Genomic DNA, 17707 nt, shown 5'->3' on the forward strand with positions numbered 1-17707 from the left:
ATGCCGCCGCACGCGGCGGCATGATAAGAGATTACTTCTGAGAAAGTACCTGCGCCACGGTCGCCTTCGCGCCCTGCTCCAGCAACATCTTGTACGCGCTCATGACCGCATCCACAAAGCGGGCTTCCAGCGGCAGTTCATTGCCGAAAATCGCCTCGATACCTAACAGCGCTTTCACGCGGCTTTCGCCCTCTGCGCTACCGTTAACCGCCGCCTGAATGGTGGTCAGCAGCGGATCGCAAACTTCAATCGCGTTTCCGCTTTCATCCACACCGCCGACATAACGCATCCAGCCTGCTACGCCCAGCGCCAGCAGCGGGAAACTGTGCTGATGCGCCAGATGCCAGCGCACAGAATCGAGCATACGTTGCGGTAACTTCTGGCTGCCGTCCATCGCGATTTGCCAGGTGCGATGACGCAGCGCCGGATTGCTGTAGCGCTCGATAAGCAAATCAGCGTAACGGGCCAGATCAACACCCTTCACTTTCAGGGTTGGCGCCTGTTCGTTCAGCATTAACGCATGCGCGGCATGACGATAATTCTCGTCTTCCATACAGTCGTTGATGTGCTGATAGCCCGCCAGGTAGCCGAGATAGGCGAGGAAAGAGTGGCTGCCGTTGAGCATGCGCAGTTTCATCTCTTCGAACGGGATCACGTCTGCCACCAGCTCAGCACCCGCTTTTTCCCACTCAGGACGCCCGGCGACAAAGTTGTCTTCCACCACCCACTGGCGGAAGGGTTCGCAGGCTACGCCAGCCGGGTCGCGCACGCCGGTAATGTGTTCGATTTTATCCAGCGTTTCGGCGGTAACAGCAGGAACAATACGATCCACCATCGTCGACGGGAACGTTACGTTCGCTTCGATCCAGTCTGCCAGTTCAGCGTTGACGGCGCGGGCATAGGCGCAGGTGACGTTACACATCACATGGCCGTTCTCCGGCATGTTGTCGCAGGACATCACGCTGAACGCCGGTAAACCTGCCGCTTTGCGGCGTGCCAGGGCTTCAACCACGACGCCGGGCGCAGATTTTGGCTGATGCGGGTTTTGCAGATCGGCGGCGATCAGCGGGTGATCGAGCATCAGCTGGCCGGTCGCCGGGGCGTGGCAGTAGCCTTTTTCGGTAATGGTGAGCGAGACAATCGCCACCTGCGGCTCGCACATAGCGGCCAGCACGCTTTCCAGACCATCCACCTGCGCGTGAAGCGCCTTTTTCACGACGCCGACCACGCGTGCGGTCCAGGCGTCGGCAGACATTTCTGCCACGGTATAGAGGTTATCCTGGGCCTTAAGATCGGCAATCTGCTGCTCGCCGCCAATCAGGTTCACTTCGGTGTAGCCCCAGTCGCTGCCGTGTTCAGCCGCGAGGATATCGGTATAAACCGCCTGATGGGCACGGTGGAATGCGCCAAAACCAAGGTGCACGATGCGAGGCACCAGGTTGTTACGGTCGTAGGCAGGAAGTGACGCTTTGGCATTCAACAATTTATTATTCATGAGGAGGCTCATTTTAGTGAGGAGTCGTCGAATCTGAGGAGGTAGACCATCTCACGCAATTGGTATGACATCTTTGATTTCCATCAACTACCATACAAGAAGAGAAGAAAAGGCGGGATCGACCTTCCCGCCCTCCTCACACTTACAGATTCACCCTGTGGCCCAGAGGCACCTCGGAAACCGCTTTTTCGGCGGCGTCTTCTGCGAGGCTCAGATCGCGGTCGCGCACTTCCGGCATCAGCACGGCTGACACCAGACCAATGACGGAATAGACCACCATCATCGCCACAATCGGCCACCAGGATCCGGTCATGTTACAGAAAATCCCCGCCAGCACCGGGCCGAAACCGACCGCCACCAGACCGCCGGCCTCTTTCGAAATCGCCATACGGGTAAAGCGATTGCGCGAGCCAAACATCTCCGCCATGGTGATGTTTTCCAGCGCGAACAGCCCCAGCACCGCAAAGTTATGGATAACGATGATCGACAGCATGATCACCCCCGGACTGTAGCTTTTATCGACGATAATCGACAGCATCGGGTACGCCAGGATAATGGCGGAGATGTTGAGCAGAATGTACGGCAAACGGCGCCCGACTTTATCCGACAGCCAGCCCAGCAGCGGGATGGAGATAAACCCGAGAATGGAGCTGATCATCAGCGCGTCGGTCGGGATGCTTTTATTAAACAGCAGCGTCTGCACCAGATAGCCCGCCAGGAAGGTCTGGATCAGACCCGAGTTTCCCGCCTGACCAAAACGCAGCCCCGTCGCCAGCCAGAAGGATTTGCTTTTGAACATCGCGCCAAGGGAGGTTTCTTCCGCCGTCACCACCGGGCTGCTTTCGTCGTTCACCTTCTCAAACACCGGACTCTCTTTGAGGTTCATTCGCAGCCAGATGGCGAAGATCATCACCACCACGCTTGCGAGGAACGGCACGCGCCAGCCCCAGGCCACCAGCTCTTCGCGGTCAAGAGCAAAGAACATCACCGCCCAGATCGCCGTGGCGCTCAGGGTGCCGCAGTTGGTGCCCATCGCCACCAGGGACGAAATAATGCCGCGTTTGCCCTTCGGCGCGTACTCCGCCAGCATGGTTCCCGCGCCGGAAATCTCGGCTCCCGCGCCCAGCCCCTGGATAATACGCAGCGTCACCAGCAGCACCGGGGCAAAAATCCCGATCTGTGCGTAGGTCGGCAGGACGCCAATCAGCGTGGTGCAGATCCCCATCATGGTGATGGTGATAAACAGCACCTTTTTACGCCCGATGCGGTCGCCCATTTTGCCGAAGATAAAGGCCCCGACGATGCGCGCAATATAGCCCGCGCCGTAAGTCCCCATCGCCAGAATCAACGCCATCGCGGCGGACTGCTCCGGGAAGAAGATCTCGTGAAAGACCAGCGCCGCACCCAGCGAATAGAGCTGGAAATCCATGAATTCCAGCGCGGTGCCGAGCCAGCCGGACACCGCGGCTTTCACCAGATCCGACGTCGTTCTTTGAGGTTGTGTCTGAGTCATAATGGCTATCTCTGAATGTAGGTAAGATGCGTACCACTTAGCCGCGTTTGTTGTTATTGGCCGAACGTGAGCAAGACCTTGCAGCACTGCCGCTGGTCTTTCTCAAACAGTTCGATGGCGTCGGTGACGTGGTGATAGTCAAAAGAATGAGTGATCAGTTTATCCGGGTCGATCAGCCCCTTTTCCAGCCAGTCGATGACCACCGGGAATTTGTTGGCGTTGAGGCGCGAGGAGAATATCGACAGCTCTTTGCCGGTGATCCCCTGCTGCGCGACCTGACTCGGTTCGCTGGAGAAGCCCATCAGCACGATGCGCCCGCCCGGCGACGCGAGGGTAATCGCCTCCTGGAGGATCGTCGGATGACAGGCGGCATCAACGATCAAAGTCGGTTTAATCCCCTTCTCCTCCAGCGCCGCCTGCAGCGACTGCTCTGCGTTGTTGAACGTCCAGTCCGCGCCGCTGCGTTTCGCCATCTCCAGCCGCTCGTCAATCCGGTCGACCACGATCACCTGCTTCACCTTGTTGACACCTTTCAGCGCCTGAACGGTGACGAGGCCCATCGGACCGGCACCGTAGATCAGCGCGATATCCTGGTCCGTCGGCTGCGCGTGTCCGGTGACGTTAGCCGCAATGGTGAAGGGCTCCACCATCACCGCGTGGCGGTCGGGAATCGCATCCGGGATCGTCCACGCATTTTTTGCCGGAACGACGGCGTATTCGCTGAACCCGCCGTCACGATGCACGCCCAGCACCATCAGCGAGGTGCAGACGTTGGGTTTGCCGACCGAGCACGGCCAGCAGTGTCCGCAGCTGATCACCGGATCGACGGAGACGCGCTGCCCCAGACGCCCGGCCTCCACGCCTTCACCGGGGGCGTCAATCACGCCGAAGAACTCATGCCCGATGACGCGCGGATATTTGGCGAACGGGTTATGGCCGCGATAGATATGGCTGTCGGAACCGCAGATCCCGGCGAGGCTGATTTTGACCCGCACTTCCCCTGCGGCGGGTGCAGGCAGCGGGCGTTCTTCAATCAGCAGCGCGTTCGGTTTTTGAATCACAATACTTTTCATGGTTGCTCCTGGCGGATCTCACTCATTGTTATAGAGAACTTAATCAATCCGGTGTTTCACAATAAACAGGTAACACATCGCCCCGACAAAGGTGACGCAGGCCGCGACCACCAGGGCGAGATTAAAGGAGTGCGTTTTGTCGACGATCCAGCCGGTGACGATGGGCGCGAAGGAGGCGAAGACAAAACTGCCGAAGTTTTGAATGGCGGCCACGGAGGCGACTTTGCTTTCCGAGACCATCACCTGCACCAGCCCCCACGCCGAGGTACCGGCAAAATGGACGCAGAACAGCGCTAACGAAATAAAGGTGACGGCTTCCGCTGGAGACGAGGATTGCACCACCAGCAGCGTGCCTAACGCCGACAGGATCAAGCCCACCACAATCGCCGTTTTGCGCGTTCTGGCGAGGTCGTAGCCTTTTTTGGCGAGGGCATCGACCACCAGCCCGTTGACCCACATCCCGACGGCGGCCGCGAGGAACGGGATCGCCGAGACCCAGCCGGTCTTCGCCAGGCTAAAGCCCTGCTGTGCCTGCAGATAGCCGGGCAGCCAGGCGATATACAGCCAGCCGGTGTAGTTCACGCCGGAGAAACCTAAGATCATCCCCCAGGTGGTGCGGCGTTTGAACAACGCAATCCACTCGCTGAACTGTAACGTCGGACGCGGTTTGACCGGCGCGGAAAGGTATTCACGTTCGTCGGGCTGGAACGCGAACTGCGCGCGGTTGCGATACCAGGCGTACCAGCAAATCCCGACCGCCACCCCCAGCAGACCGATGATCACGAACATCGCCCGCCAGCCCCAGAGGATTTGCATCGTCACCAGGATTGGCGGGGCAATCGCCTGGCCTAACACCGTGGAAGAGTTAAAAATCCCCAGCGCCGTCCCCCGCTCTTTCTGCACATACCAGTCGGTGATCGATTTCACTCCGGCAGGCATAAAGGGCGCTTCGCCGATGCCTAAGCCGATGCGCAATAAGATGAAATGGCTAAAGGAGTTCACCATGCCCGTCAGGGCCTGCATCAGTGACCAGAAGATCACCCCGGCGCCCAGCACCAGCCGCGGGCCGTAGCGGTCGAGCAAGATCCCTGACGGCAGCTGCGCCAGTCCGTACGAGAGTGAAAATGCGGAAAGCAAAAAGCCAAATTCCGTGGCGGATAGCCCCATCTCGCCGCGAATCGCTTCCCCGGCCACGCTCAGCGAGGAACGGTCGAGAAAATTGACAATCCCGGCCAGAAATAACAGCACCAGCGTGATGGTCTGTATTTTTTTGATTCGGGCAGGCTTGGTTAAGCTTTCAGTATTGATGGTTTCAGTTGTCATACGGACTCCCGATCTCAATTTACCAGTTCCACAGGGTGCCATCTTCCAGGCGCGCGACCGGGAGATACGCCGGGTCATACGGGTATTTCGCAGCCAGTTTTTCGTCGAACTCGATGCCGATCCCCGGTTTGTCGCCCGGATGCATATAGCCTTTATCGAAGGTCCAGCTGTGCGGGAACACTTCCAGCATTTGCTCGGAGTAGCCCATGAACTCCTGAACGCCGAAGTTCGGCACCCACAGGTCGAAATGCAGCGCGGCGGCGTGGCAAATCGGTGACAGATCCGACGGGCCGTGCGAACCGGTGCGGACCTGATACAGGGAGGCGAAATCGGCGATCCGGCGCATCCCGGTGATCCCGCCCGCGTGGGTGATGGTGGTGCGGATGTAATCGATCAGCTGCTCTTCAATCAGCTGTTTGCAGTCCCAGATGCTGTTGAACACCTCCCCGACAGCAATCGGCGTGACCGTGTGCTGGCGGATCAGGCGGAAGCACTCCTGGTTTTCGGCAGGCGTCGGATCTTCCATCCAGAACATGCGGAACTCTTCGATGCTCTTGCCAAAGCGCGCGGCTTCGATCGGGGTCAGGCGGTGGTGCATGTCGTGGAGCAGATGTTCGTTGAAGCCAAACTGGTTGCGCACGGCGTCGAACAGTTTGGGGGTGAAATCGAGGTATTTTTCCGTGGACCAGAGTTGCTCTTCCGGCCAGTGGCCTTTGGTCGCCGGTTCGTAGGCCAGCCCTTTTCCTTTCGCCATCCCGTAGGTGGTTTTCATCCCCGGCACGCCGCACTGCACGCGGATGGCTTTGAACCCCAGCTCTTTGTGACGGGCATAATCTTCCAGCACATCGTCAATGGTATGCCCAGTGGTGTGGCAATAAACCATGACACCTTCGCGCGATGCGCCGCCCAATAACTGATAAAGCGGCATACCGGCGGCTTTGGCTTTGATATCCCACAGGGCCACATCGACGGCAGAAATCGCCGACATGGTGACCGGCCCGCGCCGCCAGTAGGCGCCTTTATAGAAGAACTGCCAGATATCTTCGATGCGGTGCGCATCGCGGCCAATCAGCTGCGGGCAAACGTGATCTTTGAGGTAGGAGGCAACGGAGAGCTCGCGTCCGTTTAAGGTGGCATCACCCAGGCCGACGATCCCGTCGTCGGTGGTGATTTTCAGAGTGACAAAATTACGCCCCGGGCAGGTGACAAAGACTTCGGCCCCGACAATTTTCATGATCCAGTTCCTTACATCGCTCGTTGTGATGCAAGAAACTTACGCAATTACGCGACTACCATACAAGTATAGCGATCAAAAAATCATCCATGGATCACAAATAAAGACGCTTATGCGCGTCCCCAGCCCGCCACGATGATCAACATCCCGCACAACGCAATCAGCGCCCCCGCCCAGTCATAGGCGCTGAGCTTCACGCCATCAACGACCCGCAGCCAGATAAGCGCCGTGCAGACATATACGCCGCCGTAAGCCGCATAGACCCGCCCGCTGGCCGCCGGATGTAAGGTCAGTAGCCAGACAAACAGCGCCAGTGCAATCCCCGCAGGGAGCAGCAACAGCACGGACGCCCCGCGTTTCAGCCACAGCCACGGCAGGAAGCAGCCGATGATTTCGCACAGCGCAGTCGCAAAGAAAAGTAAGGTTGTTTTAATCATTTTGCCGAGTGAGTGAGAATAGGTTTAACCATGATACGCGATAATGGCGCGACCTTTTCCATCCCTGCCGCGTGGGTATGCCACCTTTTCGGATTGGTGTAGAATTGGCAACGGGTACACCCACTACAAGGAACATGCAATGAGTACATTAAGCCAACGCCTCAGCCTGGCGGCGATGCTCACCCTGACGGCGTTTGCCTTCAGCGCGCCAGCGTCTGCCGATACCAGCAAACTGATCATTGAATCCGGTGACAGCGCGCAAAGTCGTCAGAATGCTGCCATGGACAAAGAACAATGGAATGACACCCGCAGCCTGCGTCAGAAAGTGAACAAACGCGCCGAAAAAGAGTGGGACAAAGACGACGTCGCCTTTGATGCGCGCGATAACTGTCAGCAAAGCGCGAACGTGAACGCCTACTGGGAGCCAAACACCCTGCGTTGCCTGGATCGTCGCACCGGCCGCACGGTAGCACCTTAATTTCCACAGCCAGAAAGGATGATTATGGCCAGCCCGTTAACGGTAAAACTCAGACCGCTGGAGCGCGAGGATTTGCGCTTTGTTCACCAGCTCGACAATAACGCCAGCGTGATGCGCTACTGGTTTGAAGAGCCTTACGAGGCGTTTGTCGAGCTGTCAGATCTGTACGATAAGCATATTCACGACCAGAGCGAGCGCCGTTTCGTTGTCGAGTGTGACGGGGAAAAAGCCGGTCTGGTCGAACTGGTTGAGATCAACCACGTCCACCGCCGGGCGGAGTTTCAGATTATTATTTCGCCGGAATACCAGGGCAAAGGCCTTGCGACGCGCGCAGCCAAACTGGCGATGGACTACGGATTTACGGTCCTCAACCTGTATAAGCTGTATTTGATCGTGGATAAAGAGAACGAAAAAGCCATCCATATTTACCGTAAGCTTGGGTTTATGGTGGAAGGCGAACTGATTCATGAGTTCTTTATTAACGGCGAGTACCGCAACACTATTCGTATGTGTATTTTCCAGGACAAATATCTGGCAGAACACAAAGCGGCAGGTTCTCACCTCCTGAAGCCTACGGCACAGTGATACGTTTGTTGCCGGGTGGCGGCTTTGCCTTACCCGGCCTACAAAATCCACACTATATGGCGTTGTAGGCCCGGCAAACGAAGTGCCGCCGGGCGGTTTTACAAACCGCGCATTCGCCGACAATCAATAATATTCAATACTGTTTTTAATCGTGTACTTGTGCTCGATCGCCGGTTTGACGCTGTCGTCCGTCATCTGCAACTCACAGCTCACCGGGTTGTCGTGACGATCGTAATCACAGCTCTGCTTCACCGTGCCCAACGGTTTGTCGTTGAGCAGGCTGATGGCGGAATAATCGAGCTTCTTACGCTTGTCTTTCGACGGCGTGGCCGATACCGACAGATGCTGATCGCCTGACACCGTGGTTTTACCCAGCGGATAACCGTCCGCGTCGTAGCGATACTTCACTTCCATCGCCTTGCCGTGAGCGGTCACGATAAAACCATTATCGTCCGTATCCCAGGTCACGCCTGCGGCCGGGAGTTCAGCCAGCTGGCATTTCCCCTGTAGCTTAATTTTCTGCTGCTGGGTTTCGCCATCAAGATAAAAATTGGCGTCCAGCACCAGCGCCACGCCGGTGTTGGCGTCAAGATCGTGCAGTTCGAGGGTATCGAAACACCCCTCCTGCGAGAGCGATCCCGTGACGCGTTTGCTCACTTCCCCTTTCTCATTGAACAGCGTCTGGGTGAAGTCTTTTACCGGCCCGCGCAGGGGATCAAAATCAAATTCGTTCGAAAAGCTCGCCATTTCCGGCGTAAACGACAGCGGCGCGGAGCTGTTATCGCATCCTGCCAGCACACTTGTCAGCCCAATCATTACTGCTAGTTTCTTCACATTCTCACCGATGCGTGGAAGTTAATCCCAATCATTTTAGCCAATTTAGATGTCAACATTATAGCGAAACCGCACCGGCAATTTATGACTTTACGTGTGACCAGCCTCAGGCCAGAACCGCCTCCACAATCGACAGATAGGACGGTGTATGAATGACCCGATTAATTTTCAGCCCCACTTCCCCTAACATGTGTGCATACTCTTTCTCCGTACGAGCGCGTCCGCCGTCGAAACCCGACAGCAGGATAAGATCCATCTCATACCTCCCTTGTTCGTTATCCTGATCTTTAATCATCGGCTCGAGAATTAATAAACGGGAGCTGGGTTTCATTGCTTTGCGGCAGGTTTTTAATATCTGGCTGGCTTTGTCGTCCGGCCAGTCCATCAAAATATATTTCAGCATATAAATATCCGCGACCGGACAAGCTTCAAAAAAACTCCCGGCCACGGTTTCCCAGCGCGAATCATCCCCCAATAAATGCAGACTATTTTCAGTGAGCACGTTTGGGCGATCGAATAAAATACCGTGCAGCGTTGGATTGCGGCGTAAAACTGTTAACAGAAGATTCCCCAGCCCACCGGCAATATCCACGACCGTGGCATGTTCCGGGAAGGGATAATTATCCACCAGAATATCGTTTTCAACGCTCGACATGGATGCCATCCCGGCGTGAAAACCGTCGTCGCCTGACGGCGTTTTTTTCGTCCCCCAGTATTCGTAAAAAGGCATACCAAATAATTCGTTAAAGACCGGTTTGCCTTTGACGATATCCGTCATTTCGCCTGCGGGCTGCCACATGGTTTTATCCGTCAGCATCAGCACCCCTTCACGCAGGGAGTACGGGGTGTCTGATCGCAGAAACTCGGCGGCGGGCGTGAGGCTGAACAGACCGTCGTCGGTCATTTTAAATACGTCGCGCGAAGCCAGGGTTCGCAACACCCGATATAAAAACCCGGCATCCACGTGCAGCTCCTGCGCAAGCTGTTCGGCGGTTTTCGCTTCCTCTTTAAGATGATCCGCAACCCGTAATAACGCCGCGGTGCGCAGTGCAGCCTGCCAGACAAACCCCATGCTTTGCTCTAAAACATACATACCATCCCGACGTTCTTTATTCGATAAACTTTTTTGGTTTAACATTTTGTTTCTCCTGTGACGATAATTTAAAAGTACAGAATGAAAATGAAACGTCCGCCAACAAGCCTAATGGGATTAAATAATTTAGCCATCAAATAACTTTTATTCTTTTTTATCACCATGGCAATTTAAATCCACGACCTGATGAACCCTGTACAGGAATATGGCCAACAATTAGCTTTATTAGAAGGCTACTCATCGCCGAAATAAATAATCACAGAGCGCACATAATAATGATAAATTGACCTCTCAGATTTTTCAGAAAATTTCTCTGCAATACAGCTATTTACATTATCCCTGCTAAAATAAAGTCCACACACAGAGATAAGGAGCAAGATATGAAACGGTTACCCTGGATTACCGCGCTGCTGTTAACCAGTATTTCTCCTGCGGTGCTGGCCGCCCCCGACTCCTGCGAGCGCGTGAAAAGCGATATTCAACAGCGCATTATTAACAACGGTGTCCCTGAGTCGGGCTTTACTCTGAACATCGTCCCTAACGACCAGGCCGATCAGGCTGATGCCCAGGTGGTAGGCCATTGCGCCAACGATACCTTTAAAATTCTCTATACCCGCACCGGCAGCAGCAGCGCGCCAGCGGGCGGTACCGGCACGCAGGATAACGCTCCGGCCGAACCGCAGTAATTTCTCTGCGGGATTTCCCTTAGCTTGATAAGGATTAAAGTTTATTACCCCTGAATGAGTAACACTCACTCCATCTGTCGCCCGGTTGTATTCGTGGGTCAATCTCATACGTAATGACAAAGATGGAGTGAGTCATGTCCGATGTCGAACATCACGGCGGGATCAGCCGTCGAGCTTTGGTGAAATCCACTGCAATTGGCTCTCTGGCACTCGCTGCCGGAGGGCTCTCTCTCCCCTTCGGCCTGAAAAGCGCCGCCGCTGCCGTGCAACAGGCGGTTCAGCCTGCCGCCGATAAAGTGGTGTGGGGTGCCTGCTCGGTCAACTGCGGGAGCCGCTGCGCCCTGCGACTGCACGTCAAAGACGACGAAGTTTACTGGGTCGAAACCGACAACACCGGCGAAGATATCTACGGCAACCATCAGGTTCGCGCCTGTCTTCGTGGCCGCTCCATCCGCCGCCGTATCAACCACCCCGATCGCCTGAACTATCCGATGAAACGCGTGGGCAAACGCGGCGAAGGCAAGTTCGAGCGCATCTCCTGGGATGAAGCGCTGGATACCATCACCAAAAGCCTGAAAGGCGTGGTCGAGAAATACGGCAACGAAGCCGTGTACATCAACTACTCCTCCGGGATTGTCGGCGGCAACATTACGCGCTCTTCGCCTTACGCCTCGCTGGTGGCGCGCCTGATGAACTGCTACGGCGGCTTCCTCAGCCATTACGGCACCTACAGCACCGCGCAGATCGCCTGCGCCATGCCTTACACCTACGGCACCAACGACGGCAACAGCACCTCGGATATCGAAAACAGCAAACTGGTGGTGATGTTCGGCAACAATCCGGCGGAAACCCGCATGAGCGGCGGCGGGATCACTTACTTCCTCGAGCAGGCGCGTGAACGCTCTAACGCGCGGATGATCGTCATCGATCCGCGCTACACCGACACCGCCGCCGGGCGTGAAGATGAGTGGATCCCTATCCGTCCTGGCACCGATGCCGCGCTGGTCGCCGGTATCGCATGGGTGTTAATCGACGAAAACCTCGTCGATCAGCCGTTCCTCGACAAATACTGCGTCGGCTACGACGAAAAAACGCTGCCTGCCGATGCGCCCGCCAACGGCCACTACAAAGCCTACATTCTTGGTCAGGGCGAAGACGGCACGGCGAAAACGCCTGAGTGGGCGTCGCGCATCACCGGTATTCCCGCCGACAGAATCATCAAACTGGCGCGCGAAATCGGCAGCGCCAAACCCGCTTATATCTGCCAGGGCTGGGGACCGCAGCGCCAGGCCAACGGCGAGCTGACCTCCCGCGCCATCGCCATGCTGCCGATTCTGACCGGCAACGTGGGGATCAACGGCGGTAACAGCGGCGCGCGTGAATCCACCTACACCATCACCATCGAGCGGATGCCGCTCCCGGATAACCCGGTTAAAACCCAGATCTCCTGCTTTAGCTGGACCGATGCCATTGTCCGTGGCCCGGAGATGACCGCCACTCGCGACGGCGTGCGCGGGAAAGATAAGCTGGATGTGCCGATCAAATTCATCTGGAACTACGCCGGGAACACCATCACCAACCAGCACTCCGATATCAACAAAACCCACGACATTTTGCAGGACGAAACCCTGTGCGAAACCATCGTGGTGATCGACAACTTCATGACCTCGTCGGCGAAATACGCCGATATTCTGCTGCCGGATCTGATGACCGTCGAACAGGAAGACATTATTCCGAACGACTACGCGGGCAATATGGGCTATCTGATTTTCCTCCAGCCCGTCACCGCGCCGAAGTTCGAGCGTAAACCGATCTACTGGATCATGAGCGAAGTGGCGAAGCGCCTGGCGCCGGATGTGTATCAGCAGTTCACCGAAGGCCGCACCCAGGAAGAGTGGCTGAAACTCCTGTACGCCAAAATGCTGGAGAAAGACCCGAAACTGCCGTCCTACGAGGCGCTAAAAGAGATGGGGATTTACAAGCGCAAAGATCCGAACGGTCATTTCGTGGCCTATAAAAAATTCCGCGACGACCCGGAAGCCAACCCACTTAAAACCCCGTCGGGCAAAATTGAAATCTACTCCAGCCAGCTGGCGAAAATCGCTAACAGCTGGGAGCTGGAAAAAGACGAGACCATCAGCCCTCTGCCGGTGTACGCCTCGACCTTTGACGGCTGGGACGCGCCGGAGCGTAGCCAGTTCCCGCTGCAGATGTTTGGCTTCCACTTTAAGGCCCGGACTCACTCCAGCTATGGCAATATTGATATCTTACAGGCGGCCTGCCGTCAGGAAGTGTGGCTGAACCCGGTCGATGCCGGTCAGCGCGGCATTAAAAATGGCGATCTGGTGCGCGTGTTTAACGCCCGCGGCGAGCTGCGCATCCCGGCGAAGGTGACGCCGCGCATCATGCCTGGCGTGAGTGCGATGGGCCAGGGCGCATGGCACGAGGCCAACATGACCGGTGACCGCGTCGATCATGGCTCCTGTATCAATACCCTGACCACACATCGCCCTTCGCCGCTGGCGAAAGGCAACCCGCAGCACACCAACCTGGTGCAGATCGAGAAGGTTTAAAGGAACGTTGTTATGAATGAAGTTTTACCGCGTGAGTCGTTTGCATTGTCTGCCCGGGTGCTGGGAGCCTTGTTTTACTTTTCTCCGGACAGCGAGCAGGCCGCGCCGCTGGTTTCGGCTCTGACCACCAGCGACTGGCATCAGGACTGGCCGCTGGATCAGGCCAGCTTACTGCCGATTGCAGAGACCCTGCGCACCCCGTCCGACGAACCGCTGCCCGACGCCTGGCAACGTCTGTTTATCGGCCCGTGGGCGCTGCCCGCGCCGCCTTGGGGCTCCGTGTGGCTGGATCGTGAATCGGTGCTGTTTGGCGATTCAACCCTCGCCCTGCGCCAGTGGATGCGGGAAAACAATATTGCGTTCGAAATGCAGCAGAACGAGCCGGAAGACCATTTCGGCACCCTGCTGATGCTGGCCGCCTGGCTGGCTGAAAACGGACGTGACGCCGAGCGCGATCAACTCCTGGCATGGCATTTGCTGCCGTGGAGCCAGCGCTTCCTGACGGTGTTTATTGAGCAGGCCGGGCATCCGTTTTACACCGGTCTGGCCCAGCTTGCCCGCCTGACGCTGGCTGACTGGCAGTCGTCACTGTTAATTCCCGTTTCCGATAAACCTCTGTACCGCTAATCCGCTCTTCGCACGGCGCATCTGCCGCCGTGCGAAACACTGATTTGTTACGGTGTCACTTTCCCCATTATACCTTTAGGACTATTCTGCCCGCCCCCTGCTCAGGCCTTATCCCATAAGGCGTAACACCCTGTTTACATTGTTATCTTCTGTGAACTGATTTAGCGCTTCGCTGGAACCCTTCCCAATCGCTTGCTATAGCTCATGTACCCCTGCCGAAACATGGCATAACAACAGGCAATCAATGGGTTGCTATAACGAACGCATGCGCACAGGGAGACACACCGCAATGCACTCATCATTAGTCAAACGTACGCTGCTTTTCATCGCCGCGATTGTTGCCGTTCTTGCGCTCCTCGCGTGGGGAATTGGGCTGGATACAATCAAAGCGCGCCAGGTTGACCTGCTGTATCTCGGTCAACAGCACCTGATTTTGGTTTTCTCTTCGATGTTCTTTGCCCTGCTGGTCGGTATTCCGAGCGGGATTTTGCTGAGCCGCCCGGCGGCACGCGGCACCGCCGAATATGTGATGCAAATCTTTAACGTCGGCAACACGCTGCCACCGCTCGCCGTTCTGGCGCTGGCGATGGTGGTGCTCGGTATCGGCGACAAACCGGCGATCATCGCCCTGTTCCTCGCCTCGCTGCTGCCGATTGTGCGTAACACCTACGCGGGATTGTGCTCAGTGCCTGCTTCGCTGCTGGAAGCGGCGAACGGGATCGGGATGACCAAATGGCAACGCCTGCGTCAGGTGGAGATCCCTAACGCCTGGCCGGTGATGCTCTCGGGCATCCGCATTGCCACGGCGATTAACGTCGGTACCGCGCCGCTGGCGTTCCTGATTGGGGCCAGCAGCTACGGCGAGCTGATTTTCCCCGGCATCTATCTGAACGATTTCCCGACGCTGATTCTGGGTGCGGCGGCCACAGCGCTCTTTGCGCTGATTCTGGACACGCTTCTGGCCGCACTGGGCCGTCTGATGAGCCCACATCTCGCACGATAACAATAACAAGGAGCTTTTATGAGACTGTTTTCACGCCTGGCGGCGCTGGTGGCCGCCGCGTTTCTGGTGAGCCAGGCCCAGGCCGCCCCGCTGATTCTGGCGACCAAGAGCTTTACCGAGCAGCATATCTTGTCCGCCATGACCGTTCAGTATCTGCAAAAGAAAGGGTTTCAGGTTCAGCCCCAGACCAATATTGCGACGGTGATTTCCCGTAACGCGATGATCAACAAACAGATTGATATGACGTGGGAATACACCGGGACGTCGCTGATTATCTTCAACCACATCAACAAACGCATGTCGCCTCAGGAGTCCTACGACACGGTGAAACGCCTGGACGCGAAACACGGTCTGGTGTGGCTCAAACCGGCGGACATGAACAACACCTACGCCTTCGCCATGCAGCGCAAACGCGCCGACGCGGAGCACATCAATACGATGTCCGAGCTGGTCGCCAAAATTGAGCAAGTCCGTAAAACCGATCCGGACAACAACTGGATGCTGGGCTTAGACCTTGAATTTTCCGGGCGCAGTGACGGCATGAAGCCACTGCAGAAAGCCTACCAGATGGATCTGGATCGCCCGCAAATCCGCCAGATGGACCCCGGTCTGGTTTATAACGCCGTGCGCGATGGCTTTGTCGATGCCGGTCTTATCTACACCACCGACGGGCGCGTGAAAGGCTTCGACCTGAAAGTGCTGGAAGATGATAAAGGCTTCTTCCCGAGCTACGCGGTGACGCCGGTGGTGCGCAAAGACACGCTGGAAGCCAATCCGGGCCTGGAAGAGGCGCTGAATACCCTCTCCGGCCAGCTCAACAACGACGTTATCACCGAGCTCAATAAAAAGGTTGATATCGACCATCAGTCACCGCAGCAGGTCGCCCGTGATTTCCTGCGTAGCAAGCAGCTGCTGTAAGGAGGCGCTATGGAGACCATTCACTACATCATTGATAACTGGGATTATTTGTTGACGCTGACCTTCCAGCACCTGTGGCTGGTGGCGTTAGCGGTCGGGCTGGCGATTATCATCGGCGTACCGCTGGGGATTTTAATCGTGCGTCACAAATGGCTGGCGACGCCGGTGCTGGGCATCGCCACCATCGTCCTGACGATCCCGTCGATTGCCCTGTTCGGCCTGATGATTCCGCTCTTTTCGCTGATCGGTCAGGGTATTGGCGCCCTGCCCGCCGTCACCGCCGTGTTCCTCTACTCGCTGCTGCCGATTGTGCGTAACACCCACACCGCGCTCGACAGCCTGCCGCCCGGTCTGCGTGAAGCCGGACGCGGGATCGGCATGACCTTCTGGCAGCGTCTGCGCTGGGTGGAAATCCCGATGGCCCTGCCGGTGATTTTCGGCGGCATTCGTACTGCCGTGGTGATGAACATCGGCGTAATGGCCATCGCCGCGGTGATCGGCGCAGGTGGTCTGGGCCTGCTGTTACTCAACGGTATTGGCGGGAGCGACATTCGCATGCTGATCGCCGGTGCCTTAATGATTTGTCTTTTAGCTATTGTGCTCGACTGGCTGCTGCATCGTCTGCAGGTCGTGCTGACTCCGAAGGGGATTCGATAATGATAAAACTGGAAAACCTCACCAAACAATTTTCACAGAAAAACGGTCAGACTTTTAAGGCTGTCGATAACGTCAATCTGAACGTGCCCGAAGGGGAAATGTGCGTTCTGCTGGGGCCGTCCGGGTGTGGGAAAACCACCACCCTGAAGATGATCAACCGGCTGATCGCCCCGAGCAGCGGCAATATTTTGATTAACGGCGAAAACACCAACGAAATGGACACCGTCACCCTGCGCCGCAATATCGGCTACGTGATCCAGCAGATTGGTCTGTTTCCGAACATGACCATCGAAGAGAACATCACCGTAGTGCCGCGAATGCTCGGCTGGGACAAAGCGCGCAGCAAAGCGCGGGCCGAAGAGCTGATGGATATGGTGGCGATGGACCCGCACAAGTTCCTCAACCGCTACCCGCGTGAAATGTCCGGCGGTCAGCAGCAGCGTATCGGCGTGATCCGTGCCCTGGCGGCAGATCCTCCGGTCCTGCTGATGGATGAACCTTTTGGCGCGGTGGACCCGATCAACCGTGAAGTGATTCAGAACCAGTTCCTCGAGATGCAGCGCAAGCTGAAAAAGACGGTGATGCTGGTCAGCCACGACATCGACGAAGCGCTCAAACTTGGGGATCGTATCGCCGTGTTCCGTCAGGGCCGTATCGTGCAGTGCGCGAGCCCCGACGAACTGCTGGCGAAACCGGCGAATGAATTTGTCGGTTCCTTTGTCGGCCAGGACCGCACGCTGAAACGCCTGCTGCTGGTCTCGGCGGGAGACGTCACCGATCAGCAGCCGACCCTCACCGTGCGTGAATCGACTTCCCTGCCGGAGGCGTTTGCCACCATGGATGATAACGATATTCGTGCCATCACCGTGGTCGATGACAACGGGAAACCGCTGGGCTTTGTGAAGCGTCGTGAAGCGCGCCACGCCACGGGCGCCTGCGCCGACATGCTGCATCCATTCCGGATGACCGGCAAAGCGGAAGACAACCTGCGCGTGGTGCTGTCGCGTCTGTATGAGAGCAATACCAGCTGGATGCCGATCGTCGATGAAGAGGGACGCTACAACGGTGAGATTTCGCAAGATTATATTGCGGAGTATCTGAGTTCAGGCCGCACGCGTCGTGCGCTGAATATTCACGAGAGCTAATGTCAGATGCGGGCAGTCAGGATGGCTGCCCGC

17 protein-coding genes are annotated in these 17707 nt (G+C 56.7%); 9 read left to right on the top strand and 8 right to left on the bottom strand.

Translation table 11 applies throughout. The features are described from left to right. Positions 1-31: 31 nt before the first annotated feature. The 6 genes from QQF33_RS02015 to QQF33_RS02040 all read right to left on the bottom strand — a co-directional run bounded on the left by QQF33_RS02015 (position 32) and on the right by QQF33_RS02040 (position 7075). On the bottom strand, positions 32-1495 hold the full coding sequence (locus QQF33_RS02015) for a mannitol dehydrogenase family protein (protein ID WP_285157292.1): 1464 nt from the start codon (positions 1493-1495) through the stop codon (positions 32-34). Between the two features lie 142 nt (positions 1496-1637). Beyond that, on the bottom strand, positions 1638-3008 hold the full coding sequence (locus QQF33_RS02020) for an MFS transporter (protein ID WP_285150289.1): 1371 nt from the start codon (positions 3006-3008) through the stop codon (positions 1638-1640). Between the two features lie 53 nt (positions 3009-3061). Beyond that, entirely contained in the window at positions 3062-4081 is a 1020-nt protein-coding gene (locus QQF33_RS02025) for a Zn-dependent oxidoreductase (RefSeq protein WP_285157293.1), read from the bottom strand. 39 nt (positions 4082-4120) lie between these two features. Next, entirely contained in the window at positions 4121-5404 is a 1284-nt protein-coding gene (locus QQF33_RS02030) for an MFS transporter (protein ID WP_285150287.1), read from the bottom strand. A 19-nt stretch (positions 5405-5423) separates the two neighbouring features. Continuing rightward, positions 5424-6638: a D-mannonate dehydratase ManD gene (gene manD / locus QQF33_RS02035; RefSeq protein WP_285150286.1), complete on the bottom strand. Its 1215-nt coding sequence runs from the start codon at positions 6636-6638 to the stop codon at positions 5424-5426. A gap of 110 nt (positions 6639-6748) precedes the next feature. Next, a complete protein-coding gene (locus QQF33_RS02040) occupies positions 6749-7075 on the bottom strand; it encodes a YnfA family protein (protein WP_285144578.1) in 327 nt (108 codons plus the stop codon). A 139-nt stretch (positions 7076-7214) separates the two neighbouring features. Between QQF33_RS02040 and QQF33_RS02045 the strand changes: the two genes are divergently transcribed. Then, entirely contained in the window at positions 7215-7553 is a 339-nt protein-coding gene (locus tag QQF33_RS02045; protein ID WP_282493177.1) for a DUF1283 family protein, read from the top strand. Between the two features lie 24 nt (positions 7554-7577). After that, a complete protein-coding gene (gene speG / locus QQF33_RS02050) occupies positions 7578-8138 on the top strand; it encodes a spermidine N1-acetyltransferase (protein ID WP_285144579.1) in 561 nt (186 codons plus the stop codon). 123 nt (positions 8139-8261) lie between these two features. On the opposite strand, the gene QQF33_RS02055 is transcribed toward speG, so the two are convergent. Further along, positions 8262-8972, bottom strand: a complete 711-nt coding sequence (locus tag QQF33_RS02055) for a YnfC family lipoprotein (RefSeq protein WP_285150285.1) — start codon at positions 8970-8972, stop codon at positions 8262-8264. Positions 8973-9078: 106 nt separating this feature from the next. After that, on the bottom strand, positions 9079-10110 hold the full coding sequence (locus tag QQF33_RS02060) for a methyltransferase (protein ID WP_285150284.1): 1032 nt from the start codon (positions 10108-10110) through the stop codon (positions 9079-9081). A gap of 335 nt (positions 10111-10445) precedes the next feature. Between QQF33_RS02060 and QQF33_RS02065 the strand changes: the two genes are divergently transcribed. The 7 genes from QQF33_RS02065 to osmV all read left to right on the top strand — a co-directional run bounded on the left by QQF33_RS02065 (position 10446) and on the right by osmV (position 17674). Further along, entirely contained in the window at positions 10446-10751 is a 306-nt protein-coding gene (locus QQF33_RS02065; protein ID WP_285150283.1) for a DUF1161 domain-containing protein, read from the top strand. A gap of 134 nt (positions 10752-10885) precedes the next feature. Then, the gene (gene ynfE / locus QQF33_RS02070) at positions 10886-13324 is read left to right on the top strand and encodes a selenate/tellurate reductase subunit YnfE (protein WP_285150282.1); all 2439 of its coding nucleotides are present in this window, start codon (positions 10886-10888) and stop codon (positions 13322-13324) included. Between the two features lie 12 nt (positions 13325-13336). Then, on the top strand, positions 13337-13951 hold the full coding sequence (dmsD, locus tag QQF33_RS02075; RefSeq protein WP_285144583.1) for a Tat proofreading chaperone DmsD: 615 nt from the start codon (positions 13337-13339) through the stop codon (positions 13949-13951). A gap of 289 nt (positions 13952-14240) precedes the next feature. Beyond that, positions 14241-14954, top strand: coding sequence for an osmoprotectant ABC transporter permease OsmY (gene osmY / locus QQF33_RS02080; protein ID WP_285144584.1), 714 nt, complete (start codon positions 14241-14243; stop codon positions 14952-14954). An 18-nt stretch (positions 14955-14972) separates the two neighbouring features. Then, entirely contained in the window at positions 14973-15872 is a 900-nt protein-coding gene (osmX, locus tag QQF33_RS02085) for an osmoprotectant ABC transporter substrate-binding protein OsmX (protein WP_285150281.1), read from the top strand. A 9-nt stretch (positions 15873-15881) separates the two neighbouring features. After that, positions 15882-16529, top strand: coding sequence for an osmoprotectant ABC transporter permease OsmW (gene osmW / locus QQF33_RS02090; RefSeq protein WP_282493186.1), 648 nt, complete (start codon positions 15882-15884; stop codon positions 16527-16529). Further along, on the top strand, positions 16529-17674 hold the full coding sequence (gene osmV, locus QQF33_RS02095; RefSeq protein ID WP_285144586.1) for an osmoprotectant ABC transporter ATP-binding protein OsmV: 1146 nt from the start codon (positions 16529-16531) through the stop codon (positions 17672-17674). The genes osmW and osmV overlap by 1 nt, the downstream gene beginning before the upstream one ends. Positions 17675-17707: the final 33 nt, after the last annotated feature.

Origin of the sequence: Lelliottia wanjuensis (assembly GCF_030238365.1) — a bacterium.
Taxonomy (GTDB): Bacteria; Pseudomonadota; Gammaproteobacteria; order Enterobacterales; family Enterobacteriaceae; genus Enterobacter; species Enterobacter wanjuensis.

Coding starts and splice junctions, on each gene's coding strand:
- QQF33_RS02025 (WP_285157293.1), bottom strand. CDS start 4,081: ATGAAAAGTATTGTGATTCAAAAACCGAACGCGCTGCTGATTGAAGAA.
- manD (WP_285150286.1), bottom strand. CDS start 6,638: ATGAAAATTGTCGGGGCCGAAGTCTTTGTCACCTGCCCGGGGCGTAAT.
- QQF33_RS02015 (WP_285157292.1), bottom strand. CDS start 1,495: ATGAATAATAAATTGTTGAATGCCAAAGCGTCACTTCCTGCCTACGAC.
- QQF33_RS02030 (WP_285150287.1), bottom strand. CDS start 5,404: ATGACAACTGAAACCATCAATACTGAAAGCTTAACCAAGCCTGCCCGA.
- osmX (WP_285150281.1), top strand. CDS start 14,973: ATGAGACTGTTTTCACGCCTGGCGGCGCTGGTGGCCGCCGCGTTTCTG.
- QQF33_RS02040 (WP_285144578.1), bottom strand. CDS start 7,075: ATGATTAAAACAACCTTACTTTTCTTTGCGACTGCGCTGTGCGAAATC.
- ynfE (WP_285150282.1), top strand. CDS start 10,886: ATGTCCGATGTCGAACATCACGGCGGGATCAGCCGTCGAGCTTTGGTG.
- osmY (WP_285144584.1), top strand. CDS start 14,241: ATGCACTCATCATTAGTCAAACGTACGCTGCTTTTCATCGCCGCGATT.
- dmsD (WP_285144583.1), top strand. CDS start 13,337: ATGAATGAAGTTTTACCGCGTGAGTCGTTTGCATTGTCTGCCCGGGTG.
- QQF33_RS02045 (WP_282493177.1), top strand. CDS start 7,215: ATGAGTACATTAAGCCAACGCCTCAGCCTGGCGGCGATGCTCACCCTG.
- osmV (WP_285144586.1), top strand. CDS start 16,529: ATGATAAAACTGGAAAACCTCACCAAACAATTTTCACAGAAAAACGGT.
- speG (WP_285144579.1), top strand. CDS start 7,578: ATGGCCAGCCCGTTAACGGTAAAACTCAGACCGCTGGAGCGCGAGGAT.
- QQF33_RS02020 (WP_285150289.1), bottom strand. CDS start 3,008: ATGACTCAGACACAACCTCAAAGAACGACGTCGGATCTGGTGAAAGCC.
- osmW (WP_282493186.1), top strand. CDS start 15,882: ATGGAGACCATTCACTACATCATTGATAACTGGGATTATTTGTTGACG.
- QQF33_RS02060 (WP_285150284.1), bottom strand. CDS start 10,110: ATGTTAAACCAAAAAAGTTTATCGAATAAAGAACGTCGGGATGGTATG.
- QQF33_RS02065 (WP_285150283.1), top strand. CDS start 10,446: ATGAAACGGTTACCCTGGATTACCGCGCTGCTGTTAACCAGTATTTCT.